At 55.0% G+C, this 12,038-nt stretch carries 13 protein-coding genes; 8 read left to right on the forward strand and 5 right to left on the reverse strand.

Annotated elements, in window-relative coordinates; genetic code table 11:
- The first annotated feature begins 377 nt into the window (after positions 1-377).
- The 6 genes from AC6I8X_RS17075 (at position 378) to AC6I8X_RS17100 (ending at position 5,689) form a co-directional block, all read left to right on the forward strand.
- Positions 378-1,937 carry a BglG family transcription antiterminator gene (locus AC6I8X_RS17075; protein ID WP_497840168.1) on the forward strand — a complete coding sequence of 520 codons (1,560 nt, stop codon included), beginning with the start codon at positions 378-380 and terminating at the stop codon, positions 1,935-1,937.
- Positions 1,938-1,955: 18 nt separating this feature from the next.
- Positions 1,956-2,426 carry a PTS sugar transporter subunit IIA gene (locus tag AC6I8X_RS17080; protein ID WP_299459550.1) on the forward strand — a complete coding sequence of 157 codons (471 nt, stop codon included), beginning with the start codon at positions 1,956-1,958 and terminating at the stop codon, positions 2,424-2,426.
- Positions 2,427-2,448: 22 nt separating this feature from the next.
- Complete coding sequence (locus AC6I8X_RS17085) at positions 2,449-2,763, forward strand: PTS fructose transporter subunit IIB (protein WP_013510517.1); 315 nt, start codon at positions 2,449-2,451, stop codon at positions 2,761-2,763.
- An 11-nt stretch (positions 2,764-2,774) separates the two neighbouring features.
- On the forward strand, positions 2,775-3,866 hold the full coding sequence (locus tag AC6I8X_RS17090) for a PTS fructose transporter subunit IIC (RefSeq protein ID WP_497840169.1): 1,092 nt from the start codon (positions 2,775-2,777) through the stop codon (positions 3,864-3,866).
- 9 nt (positions 3,867-3,875) lie between these two features.
- Positions 3,876-4,727 carry a class II fructose-bisphosphate aldolase gene (locus tag AC6I8X_RS17095; RefSeq protein ID WP_497840170.1) on the forward strand — a complete coding sequence of 284 codons (852 nt, stop codon included), beginning with the start codon at positions 3,876-3,878 and terminating at the stop codon, positions 4,725-4,727.
- Between the two features lie 98 nt (positions 4,728-4,825).
- Positions 4,826-5,689, forward strand: coding sequence for a ketose-bisphosphate aldolase (locus AC6I8X_RS17100; protein ID WP_313685882.1), 864 nt, complete (start codon positions 4,826-4,828; stop codon positions 5,687-5,689).
- 95 nt (positions 5,690-5,784) lie between these two features.
- On the opposite strand, the gene AC6I8X_RS17105 is transcribed toward AC6I8X_RS17100, so the two are convergent.
- Positions 5,785-6,552, reverse strand: coding sequence for a transporter substrate-binding domain-containing protein (locus AC6I8X_RS17105; RefSeq protein ID WP_497840171.1), 768 nt, complete (start codon positions 6,550-6,552; stop codon positions 5,785-5,787).
- A 153-nt stretch (positions 6,553-6,705) separates the two neighbouring features.
- Between AC6I8X_RS17105 and AC6I8X_RS17110 the strand changes: the two genes are divergently transcribed.
- Positions 6,706-7,287, forward strand: a complete 582-nt coding sequence (locus tag AC6I8X_RS17110) for an NAD(P)H-dependent oxidoreductase (protein ID WP_313685878.1) — start codon at positions 6,706-6,708, stop codon at positions 7,285-7,287.
- A gap of 32 nt (positions 7,288-7,319) precedes the next feature.
- Positions 7,320-7,628 carry a putative quinol monooxygenase gene (locus tag AC6I8X_RS17115; protein ID WP_299459532.1) on the forward strand — a complete coding sequence of 103 codons (309 nt, stop codon included), beginning with the start codon at positions 7,320-7,322 and terminating at the stop codon, positions 7,626-7,628.
- An 88-nt stretch (positions 7,629-7,716) separates the two neighbouring features.
- On the opposite strand, the gene AC6I8X_RS17120 is transcribed toward AC6I8X_RS17115, so the two are convergent.
- The 4 genes from AC6I8X_RS17120 to cpdA are packed head-to-tail and all read right to left on the reverse strand — an operon-like array spanning position 7,717 to position 12,027.
- The gene (locus tag AC6I8X_RS17120; protein ID WP_497840172.1) at positions 7,717-8,616 is read right to left on the reverse strand and encodes a LysR substrate-binding domain-containing protein; all 900 of its coding nucleotides are present in this window, start codon (positions 8,614-8,616) and stop codon (positions 7,717-7,719) included.
- A gap of 55 nt (positions 8,617-8,671) precedes the next feature.
- A complete protein-coding gene (gene parE / locus AC6I8X_RS17125; RefSeq protein ID WP_299459526.1) occupies positions 8,672-10,567 on the reverse strand; it encodes a DNA topoisomerase IV subunit B in 1,896 nt (631 codons plus the stop codon).
- A gap of 47 nt (positions 10,568-10,614) precedes the next feature.
- Complete coding sequence (yqiA, locus tag AC6I8X_RS17130) at positions 10,615-11,196, reverse strand: esterase YqiA (protein WP_299459524.1); 582 nt, start codon at positions 11,194-11,196, stop codon at positions 10,615-10,617.
- A gap of 3 nt (positions 11,197-11,199) precedes the next feature.
- Positions 11,200-12,027 carry a 3',5'-cyclic-AMP phosphodiesterase gene (gene cpdA, locus AC6I8X_RS17135; RefSeq protein ID WP_299459522.1) on the reverse strand — a complete coding sequence of 276 codons (828 nt, stop codon included), beginning with the start codon at positions 12,025-12,027 and terminating at the stop codon, positions 11,200-11,202.
- Between the last annotated feature and the right edge of the window lie 11 nt (positions 12,028-12,038).

The raw sequence follows: 12,038 nt of genomic DNA on the forward strand, positions 1-12,038 counted from the left end.
ACATCCGGCGGTCATTTGGCGAGGATAGTACCTTATTCGCGTGGCTTAGTCACAGGGGGTAAGCCATCTCTGGCCGCAGGAATCTTTATCAGGAAATTAATGTGAAGCCGGTTATAAAAATAAAATAGAATGAGATCATGATCACAATGAATATTCCCGGCATTCTGTGAGCATGATCTCAATTAATTTTCATTCATCACATTTCGTATTAATCCTGTCCGCGCAAGAGGACAACATTTAGTATTGTTGCTTTGCTCTTCCTTTCCTAAATTCATACTCCATAAGACAGATATTTTTTTCACTCCTGATTTCTGGCATTTGGAAAATATAAAACCACGGTAGCCATACACTGTTTTGCCAAAATAAAAGGTGACCGAATGCAAATACTGACTTCGCGACAACACCGATTAGTAAAACTGCTGCTGCAACAGGCCGCACCTCAGCCGTTAAAGCAACTGGCGCAGCAGCTCGGCGTATCAGAAAAAACCATCTATCGCGACCTGCAATGGCTGGAAGCCTGGCTCAGTAACTGGACCATGGTGCTGGAGAAGACCCCGGGACGCGGCGTGCGACTGCGCGTTGATGATATCCAGCAGCGCCTGCAACTGGAGCAGCAACTGAACGGCGATGACAACAGCGATGCCCTGAGCCACAACAGCCGCCGGGTAAAGATTGCTTCTCAGTTGCTGAGTGATGCACCGCGTGAAACCTCAATCAGCAAGCTGTCAGAGCGTTACTTTATCAGCCACGCCTCGATCGTGAATGATCTGAAAGTAATCGAAGAGTGGTTACAACCGCTGGGATTAACGCTGGCGCGCGGCCCAGGTGGCACGCACATTGAAGGTAATGAACAGACACTGCGCCAGGCGATGGTGTCACTGATTAATGATGTGATGCAGCAAAACGTGGCGGGCACGCCGCTGCTGCCACGGCTCGACCCCGGTAGCCAGCAGGCGCTGGTGCATTACTTCGGTGACGAGGATGTCGCTTTTGTGCAGGCGCTGCTGTTACAGATGGAGCAGCAGCTGAGTTATCCGCTGGGTGATGCCTGGTATCTCAATCTGTGCACCCACATCTTAATCATGATGCATCGCATGGCGCAGGGTAACGCGCTGGCCTTACAGACCACGCTTGCCGCGCAGGACCTGGATAAACGCATCCTGACCATCGCGCAGCAGATGGTCAGCCAGATTGAAGCACGCATCGGCTGTGCGCTTCCGGCGGATGAGGTGGGATTTATTTATCAATATATTGTCTCGTCCGGCATTGTGGTGGAAGAACGCGGCGATCATGCACCGTTGCATAATCAATTTTCCACTGCGGAATCGGTCAAAATAACCTGTGAATTAATCGATCGTTTCTCGGCATTAATTCAGCAGGATTTATCTCAGGACCGATTATTATTCGACGGATTACTGGTACATATTAAGCCGTTATTAAATCGCCTTAAATATCACATCCATATTCGTAATCCGCTGCTGGAAGATATTCAGCAGGAGATGAAAGAAATATTTTTCCTGACGCAGCAGGCGATGCAATTGACGGCGAGTGCTTACGATCTTTCACCAGTAGCAGATGATGAAATTGGTTACCTTTGCGTCCATTTTCAGGCGGCACTGGAGCGGCAGATTGCCCACAAACGCATTCTGGTGGTGTGCTCCAGCGGCGTCGGCACCTCACATCTGCTGAAAAGCCGGATTCTGCGCGCCTTCCCGGACTGGGAAATCGCCGGAGTGGTATCGGCGAGTAATCACGCCGCCTTTTGCCAGCATGAAGCGGTGGACCTGGTGATTACCACCATTCACCTCGCCACCGGAGCCATTCCCAGCGTGTATGTCAGTGCATTTTTTAACGATGACGATATCCGGCGGGTGACTGACGCCATGATTGGCAGCCAGCTGCCGCACCGGGCGAATGACGCCCTGGCTGAACATTAATTGAATGAGGTCTGACTGATGGATATTTCCCGCATTCTGACGCCGCGCCGCGTCAATCTGGCCCTGACTGCCACCAGCAAAGAAGAAGTGATTAACGAACTCACCGAGTTGCTTTACCAGGACGGTGCCATCAGCGATCGCGAAGCCTTTATCGCCGATGTCTGGCTGCGTGAAGCGGAAGGCTCCACCGGCTTTGAAAACCATATCGCCATTCCACACGGCAAATCAGCGGCCGTGCGGCAAACCACGTTAGCCATTGGGCGTACCCAGCAGGATATCCCCTGGGAAACGCTGGATGGCAGCCAGGTGCGCTGCATCATCCTGTTCGCGGTGCGACTGGAAGATCAGAACACCACCCACATTCGCCTGTTGTCGCAGGTGGCCAGCGCGCTGGCCGATGATGAGGTGATTGCCCAACTGCTGGCGGAAAACGACCCCGGCAATATCATCCGGCTGTTTAGTCAGTACGCCGAAACCGACCTCTGTTAACCCTACTCTTCTGAGGTGACACATGAACATCGTCTGTGTAGCGGCCTGCACGGCAGGCATCGCGCATACCTACATCGCGCGGGAAAAACTGATTAAGGGCGCCCATGCACTGGGCCACACCATCCACGTCGAAACGCAGGGCACCATCGGCACCGAAACGGAACTCACCCGCGAGGCGATCGCCGCTGCGGATGTGGTGATCCTCGCGGTTGACGTGAAGATCAAAGGCGAAGAGCGCTTCCAGGGCAAACCTATCGTGAGGGTGAAAACCGAAGTGGTGATCAAGTCACCGGTGAAATTCCTCGAAAAAGTGGCGGATTCACTGGCGCGCGCCTGAGGAGATCCATCATGAATGACCACAAACGTCAGTATGGCCAGGAGATCAAAGGACATCTGCTCACTGGCATCTCCTGGATGATCCCGCTGATCGTCGCCGCCGGGATCTGTATCGCCTTAGGCCAGGTGATTGGTGGACCGGATGTCGGTAAACACACCGGCACCCTTGCCTGGATGCTCAACCAGATCGGCGGCTGGGGCATGGGACTGATCGTCCCGTTGATCAGCGCGGCGATCGCTTACTCGATCGCCGATCGCCCCGGCTTTGCCCCGGGTTTGATCGTCGGCTTTATCTGCGGCCAGATTGGCACTGGCTTTATCGGCGGCATTCTCGGTGGCTTCCTGGTTGGCTACACCGTATTGCTGCTGCGCCGCACCATTAAATTGCCGCAGTCGATGCAGGGCCTGATGCCGATCATGGTGCTGCCGCTGCTCAGTACCATCATCGCCGGGCTACTGATGATGACCTTCATCGGCCAGCCGATTGTCTGGTTGCAGCAGACGCTGATTCATTTGCTGGAATCGATGCAGGGCGGCTCGAAGTTTGTGATGGGCGCGATTCTCGGTGCCATGGCCACCTTCGACTTTGGCGGCCCGATCAATAAAACCATGTCGCTGTTTGCCGATGGCATGCTGGTCGATGGTATTTACGGGCCGGAAGCGGTGAAGTTTGTCGGTTCGATGATTCCACCTTTCGGCATCACCCTCTCCTTCCTGCTGACGCGTCACAAGTACACCAAAGCAGAAAAAGAGGCGCTGAAAGCCGCCTTCCCGATGGGGATCTGCATGATCACCGAAGGCGTAATTCCGATAGCCGCGCGTGACCTGCTGCGCGTGGTGGCTAGCTGCGTGGTGGCCTCAGCCATTGCCGGTGGGCTGATCATGGTGTGGGGCGTGGAAGCACCGGTACCGCACGGCGGTATGTTCGTGGTGCCACTGTTCACCAAACCCTGGCTGTTCTGTCTGGCGCTTGGCATCGGCACCGTGGTGTGTGGCGTGATGCTGTCGCTAATGAAGAAAACCGTTACCCAGGCGGATGAAGAGTTCGACGATGTGGAGGCCCCTGGCGTCCGCGATGAAGAGATCAAATTCACTCTGGAATAAGGAGCCACCATGTTTGCCATGATGAATGACCTGATTCAGGCAGCAGCACAGCAGCAGTACGCAGTGCTGGCGATCAACTGCTTTAACCTTGAGACCACGCGCGCCGCTATTCAGGCCGCCGAACAGCAGCGCGCTCCGCTGATCCTCAATGTGTATCAGGGGCATAGCGCACATTTCCCTCCCCCCGTGGCGGTGCCGCTGGTACGGGCGCTGGCAACAGATGCCATGGTGCCGGTGGCACTGGCCCTTGACCACGGCAAAGCCTTTCCGCTGATTGGCCAGGCATTTCGCGCCGGGTTTACCGGCCTGATGATCGATGCATCGTCCGAGCCACTGGCGGAGAACATTCGTCAAACCGCGCAGGTGGTGAAGATGGCGCATACCGCTGGCGTGTGCGTTGAAGGCGAGCTGGGGCATATCGCCGATGCCCCGACCTATGAACTGGCCGATGCCGCCGTAAAGATGACCCAGGTGGCAGATGTGCTGCCGTTCGTTGAGCAAACCGGGATCGATCTTCTGGCGGTATCGGTGGGTACGGCCCATGGGCTGTATCCGGCTGGCGTGCAGCCGAAAATTGATTTCCAGCGCTTGCAGGAGCTGCACGCCGTCTCGCCACTGCCGCTGGCGCTGCATGGTGGCTCGGGCACACCCGCCGGGGATTTACGCCGCGTCAGCCAGTTTGGCGTCGCCAAGATTAACGTCGGTGCTGCGGTGTTTGATGCCGGTAAGCACGCGTTGCAGCAGGCGATGAAGCAGCATCCACACGCCGAGCTGGCGGATTTACTCGGGCTGATGGAATCCGCCTGCCGCGAAGTGGTGGCCGAGTACCTGAGCTGGTCGGGTTCGGCGGGTAAAGCCTGACACCCGCGCGATAAATCACAGATTTTCCCAATTTTATTCATCATCGGGTCGGCGTTGCCGTCGGCCCTGACTAAACATCACCTGAAGGAAAACATAACATGTTGATTTCTATGAAAGAGATGTTGGCACCTACCCGTGAACACCGTTTTGCCATCGGCGCTTTTAACGTCGCGGATAGCTGCTTTATTCGCGCCGTGGTGGAGGAAGCTGAGGCGACAAACACGCCAGCCATCATCTCGATCCACCCCAGTGAACTGGAGTTTGTCACCGATGAGTTTTTTGGCTACGTGCGGGAACGTACGCTGAAAAGCAAAGTGCCTTTCACCCTTCACCTTGATCACGGAGCCTCCATCGCTCAGGTGCTGCGCGCCATCCAGTGCGGCTTTACCTCGGTCATGATTGATGGTTCGCTGCTGCCCTATGAAGAGAACGTCGCGCTGACCAAAGAAGTGGTGAAGCTGGCACATGCGGTTGGCGTATCCGTCGAAGGTGAATTGGGTACTATCGGCGATACCGGTACCACGGTGGAGGGGGGCGTCAGCAAGGTGATCTACACCGAACCGGCGCAGGCGGAGGATTTTGTCCAGCGCACCGGTGTGGATACCCTGGCAGTGGCGATTGGCACCGCGCACGGCATCTATCCCAAAAATATGAAGCCAGAATTGCAGATGCACATTCTCAAGGATATTTCGCAACGTGTGACCATTCCTTTGGTGCTGCATGGTGGTTCCGCTAACCCGGATGCCGAGATTGCCGAAGCGGTGACGCTGGGGGTGGGGAAAATTAATATTTCCAGCGATATGAAATTCGCCTACTTCCAGAAAGTACGCGAGATTCTGGCCCGGGAAACCTGGTGGGACCCGAATGTGATCTACCCGGATGCCATCGCTGCCGCAAAAGGGGTGATTCGCTACAAAATGAACCTGTTTGGCGGACTGGGCAAAGCCAGTTTGTATCGTTAATTGCGGGATGACGTTCGGCGTAGCGGCGCGATTTATCGCACTGGTTTTAAGGGCCAGGGCGCGCGGTAAATCGCGCCGCTACGGGTGCAATTGGGTTATTTGATCACACCCAGCCACTGCTCTGCGATACGCGCATAATCACCGGTGGCGGTGCTGAGATGCAGCCACTGATCAACGTACTGTTTCCAGCTCATATCATCGCGCGGGATCATATACGCCTTCTCACCGTACTGCATCGGTTGTTCCGGATTGAGCGCACACAGCTGTGGATAGTGCTTCTGCTGGAACAACGCTTCTGACGCGTCGGTAATCATCACATCCGCTTTTTTATCCACCAGCTGCTGGAAAATGGTGACGTTATCGTGGAACAACGTCAGCGAAGCATTAGGCAGATGGCTATGCACAAAAGCTTCATTGGTGCCGCCCGCCGGCTCAATCACGCGTACCTGCGGCTGGTTAATTTGGTCGATGGTTTGATACTTCGCTTTGTCGGTACAGCGTACCAGCGGGATTTTGCCATCCACACCCAGCGGCTTCGCGAACCAGGCAATTTGCTGGCGTTTCAGCGTAACCGACACGCCACCCAGCGCGATGTCGCAATTCCGCGCGACAAAATCCTCGCTCAAGGTTTTCCAGGTGGTGGGCACCCATTGCACTTTAGCACCCAGGCTCTCCGCCAGTGATTCTGCCATGCTGATGTCCAGCCCTTCATACTGCCCGTCACTGCGCAGATAACTATAAGGTTTGTAATCCCCGGTGGTGCAGACTTTAAGGGTTTTGCTTTCACGTACCTGATCGAGATGGGATTGCGCCTGGGCGACGCCGCTGACCAGAAGTAACGCGCTGAATAACATGGTTTTCATTTTTCTTCTCTGTGTAGTGTTTGCTTGCAGATTGTTCCACACGCTGACGCATTATTGCGTTAAAAGCAAAAGTCTTGTGATCCAAAACACATTTTTCCCCATCGGGCGCGCGCGTAGAGTGAGCGTAAATTTCTCACATGGAGCGCATGTAGCATGAGCAAAATTTTAATTATTGATGGTGGTAAAACCTTCGCCCATTCGAAAGGCGAGCTGAACCATACGCTAACCGAGGTGGCAGCCAGCCTGCTGCGCGATTTGGGCCATGACGTTAGCGTCACCGTGGCGGACAGCAACTATGTGGTTGCCGACGAAGTAGAAAAATATCTCGCCAGCGATGTGGTGATTTATCAGATGCCGGGCTGGTGGATGGGCGAACCCTGGACAGTGAAAAAGTATATCGATGACGTGTTTACTGAAGGCCATGGCTCACTCTATGCCAGCGACGGTCGTAGCCGCGCCGACGCCAGCAAAAAATACGGTTCTGGTGGCCTGATTCAGGGCAAAAAATATATGCTGTCGCTGACCTGGAATGCGCCGCTGGAGGCCTTCACCGATCCTGAGCAATTCTTTGAAGGTGTGGGGGTTGACGGCCTGTATCTGCATTTCCATAAAGCCAACCAATTCCTCGGTATGACCGGGTTGCCGACTTTTATTTGTAATGATGTGATTAAGCAACCGGACGTGCCGCGTGATATCGAACGTTATCGGACTCATCTCAGCCAAATTTTTGCTTAACTGTAAGCACAACGGTAAAAAAAGGACATCTCATGCTGACTGTGGTTGCTGAAATCTGTATCAAACCGGGACGCCGTGCGGCGGTACTGGAAGCGATTAACCGCCTGATCCCCACCGTGTTGCAGGAAGAAGGTTGCCATCAATACGATGCGCTGGTGGACCACCAGGCGCAGGTGCCGTGGAAGCATAACTCCCCGGACTCGATTTTTATGCTGGAGCAATGGGAATCGCTGCGCCATCTGGAACAACATCAGCAGATGCCGCATATGGATGCACACCGCGCCATCATTAAAGATGACGTGGTGGATGTGAAGATTCTGGTACTGGAAGCGGCTAAATAATCATATCACCCGTAGCGGCGCGATTTATCGCGCGGGGTTGGTTCTCGCGCCCAAAAGATTGCGCGATAAATCGCGCCGCTACAGGTGCTTATAGCAAGCCATTTTGCTCAATTTTTTCCCGCAAAAAATCCAGAAAACAGCGGATACGCGAAGCCAGTGATTGATTGCGGTAATACACCGCGTGAATCGGTAAACGTAACTCGCGGGTTTCTGCTGCCAGAATCTGCACCAGCCTGCCACTGGCACGATCCTCGCGGCTGACAAAATCCGACAGACGTACAATGCCCTGACCCGCCAACGCCAGCTGACGCAGGGTTTCGCCACTCGATGCCGCCAGCGTTGGCTTGACACGCAAAAACACCCCTTCCTGTTGCCAGACCGGCCAGACGTTGTGAGCCTCAAGCTGGCTAAACCCCAGCAGCTGATGCTGCTGCAAACTGGCTACCGTCTCCGGCTCGCCATGCTTTGCCAGATAAGCCGGGCTGGCCAGTAGCCGGATAGCGCTGCTACCCAGCACCCTGGCACGCAGCGAGGAATCACGTAGCTCACCCACGCGGATAGCAATGTCGGTTTGCTGCTCCAGCAGATCAATCACGATATCGTCGGTGTTCAGCTCCAGCTGGATTTGTGGGAAACGCTGACGAAATTCGTCCACCAGCGGCACAATCACATGCAGCATAAAGGGAGCCGCAGCGTTGACGCGTAAACGTCCGGCAGGAATATCACGTCGCTGGATAATCTGTTCTTCTGCCAGCTCCACCGATGCCAGAATCTGACGGGCGTGTTCGAGGAAGATTTGTCCTTCCTCTGTCAGCGCCAGGCGGCGTGTGGTGCGATGCAGCAAGGTGGTAGCGAGTTTGCTCTCAAGACGGGTGAGCGCCCGACTGATGCCGGAACTGGTTTGTTCCAGCTGTTCGGCGGCGCTGGTGATCGAACCGGTATCCACCACCGTCACCCAGGCGCGTAACTCTTCCAGCGTGATCTTCACTGTTTGCTTCCTATAGCGGTGCCGATAAAAAAGGGCGCCGCAGCGCCCTGATTTCTTAAACTTCGATGTCGGCTAAATCGCCTTTTTCCTGCAACCAGTTACGGCGGTCTTCAGATCGTTTCTTCGCCAGCAACATATCCATCACGCGCAGGGTTTGCTCCACATCGTCATCGCTGACGGTGAGCTGCACCAGGCGGCGGGTGTTGGGATCGAGTGTGGTTTCGCGCAGCTGTAGCGGGTTCATTTCACCCAAACCTTTGAAGCGCTGCACGTTCGGCTTGCCTTTTTTACGCTTCAGCTGCTCCAGCACGCCCTCTTTCTCGTCTTCATCCAGGGCGTAATACACCTCTTTGCCGAGATCGATACGATAAAGCGGCGGCATCGCCACATAAACGTGGCCGTTTTTCACCAGCGAGCGGAAATGCTTCACAAATAACGCGCACAGCAGCGTGGCAATGTGCAGACCATCGGAGTCCGCATCCGCCAGGATACAGATCTTACCGTAACGCAGTTGGCTGAGATCGTCGCTGTCGGGATCGATACCGATCGCGACCGAGATATCATGCACTTCCTGCGAAGCCAACACTTCATCCGAGGAGACTTCCCAGGTATTCAGGATCTTACCTTTCAGCGGCATGATCGCCTGATACTCACGATCGCGCGCCTGTTTGGCCGATCCGCCTGCGGAGTCACCTTCCACGAGGAACAGTTCGGTTTTATTCAGGTCCTGCGCGGTGCAGTCCGCCAGTTTGCCCGGCAGCGCCGGTCCGCTGGTGAGTTTTTTACGCACCACTTTTTTCGCCGCACGCATACGACGCTGTGCACTGGAGATCGCCAGTTCCGCCAGTTGTTCTGCGGCCTGCACGTTCTGGTTCAGCCACAGGCTGAAAGCATCTTTCACCACTGCCGAAACAAAGGCAGCACACTGTCGTGATGACAGGCGCTCTTTGGTCTGTCCGGCGAATTGCGGATCCTGCATTTTTACCGACAGCACATACGCGCAACGATCCCAGATATCTTCCGCCGAGAGTTTCACCCCACGTGGCAGGATATTGCGGAATTCGCAGAATTCACGCATCGCATCCAGCAGACCCTGACGTAAGCCGTTAACGTGCGTACCGCCCTGCATGGTCGGGATCAGGTTGACGTAGCTTTCCGTCAGCAGCTCGCCGCCTTCCGGCAGCCACAGCAGCGCCCAGTCAACCGCTTCCACTTCACCGGCAAAGCTGCCAACAAAGGGTTTTTCCGGCAGCGTCGGCAGCCCGTTAACCGCTTCGCACAGATAGTCCGTCAGACCGTCCTGGTAACACCAGCTCTGCTCGGTATTGTTGACCTGGTCTTTAAAGACGATTTCCACCCCAGGGCACAGCACTGCTTTGGCTTTCAGCAGGTGGCTCAGACGGGAAACGGAAAAGCGTGGGCTGTCGAAGAAACTCTCATCCGGCCAGAAGTGTACGCTGGTCCCGGTGTTGCGCTTCGCTACCGTACCGGTAACGTGCAAATCCTGCACTTTATCGCCGTTCTCAAACGCGATGTTGTAGACCTCGCCATTACGGCGCACCGTAACTTCAACACGTTTCGACAGGGCGTTGACCACCGAGATGCCCACGCCGTGCAGGCCGCCGGAGAACTGGTAGTTTTTATTCGAGAATTTACCGCCCGCATGCAGACGGCAAAGGATCAGCTCAACCGCCGGCACCCCCTCTTCCGGGTGGATATCTACCGGCATGCCACGGCCGTCATCAATGACTTCCAGTGACTGGTCGGCGTGCAGAATCACTTCAACCCGTTTGGCGTGACCCGCCAGCGCTTCATCGACGCTGTTATCGATCACTTCCTGGCCCAAATGGTTAGGGCGTGTGGTGTCGGTGTACATGCCAGGACGACGACGTACAGGTTCAAGGCCGGTCAGGACCTCAATGGCATCGGCATTATAACTTGATTGGCTCATCGTAACAGTCTGATTAGCAATATGAAAATTGGCACACTACACAGTTGTCAGGGGTGGTTCAACCCGAGAAAATCAACAATCTGCGTAAAATGGCGTTCGAATCCGGTAAAAGCATGATTGCCGCCCTCTTCGACCGTCTGACGACATGCGCTGTAATAATCCAGCGCCTGACGGTAGTCGAGAACTTCATCGCCAGTCTGTTGCAACAGCCAGATTAGATCGGGTGCTTCCAGAGGGTCAATCTGCATTACTTTCAGATCGTAAATGTGGCGTGACTCTAACACATATTGCTGACCGGTGTAGGGATTCCGGTTCTCACCGAGATAATCCACCAGCAGTTCAAAGGGCCGTACGGCGGGATTCACCACCACCGCAGGCAGCATAAAACATTGTGATAACCAGGTCGCCAGATAGCCGCCAAGCGACGATCCCACTAACCCCAACGTTTCACCCGCATGCTCCAGCACCAGATCTTCCAGCACCATGGCCGCATCGGCAGGAAACGGGGGCAGTTGCGGCACAATCACCTGGATTGCAGGATGCTGTTGCTGCATCCACTGCTGTAGCTGCGTGGCTTTTGCCGATTGCGGTGAGCTGTTGAATCCGTGCAGATAAATCAGCGCCGCCATCGTTTAGTAACCCTCGGAGTCAAGATCAGGTCGGAATGCGTCAGTTTGCAGACGATTCACTTCAGTTTGCAGCATGCCGTCTGGCTTAAGCGTAAACCAGCGCCAGCCTGGCGCCACCGTATCAATGGTGAAGTTGGTACAGTGCGGTTTGAACTGCACACAGGTTGATGGCGTCGCCAGTACGCGACGGCCATGCCAGTCGAGATCCAGTTCCTGATGGATATGACCACACACCAGATTACGCGCGCGCGGGAAGTTTTGCAGCACCGCTTCCAGCTGATGAGGATTGCGCAGGCTGTGCTGATCCAGCCAGGTACAACCGGACGCCAGCGGATGGTGATGCAGTAACACCAGCGTGTGGCGCTCCGGAAATTTAGCCAGCGTTTTTTCCAGCCATTCCAGCTGATATTCACTCAGCATCCCGTGCGGAACGCCAAAGACCTGACTATCCAGCAGTACCAGCTGCCAGTATTCACCCAGCAGCACATGCTTATCCGCCGCAATCCCCGCTTCGGCCAGCGTATTGACCATCGCGGGCTGAAAATCGTGGTTGCCAGGCAACCAGACACAGGGTTTAGGCAGACGTGCAATACCTGTTACGAAATGCTGATAAGCTTCGACCGAATGGTCCTGAGCAAGATCCCCCGTGGCGATAATCAGGTCGTAATCGCGCTGCTGCGCCTCAATGGCGTCCAGCACTGCATCAAAACTCGACCAGGTATTCACCCCAAGCAGCGATTGGTGTTTTCCTGCGAAAAGATGGGTATCCGTGATTTGTAAAATCCTGATATCGGCCCCACTCGCCGCAGGAAGAGTTAGCAGGCTATCCAAAGCGTTTCCTT

It is taken from the genome of Pantoea sp. X-Soil-TKNS-1280 (assembly GCF_059730475.1).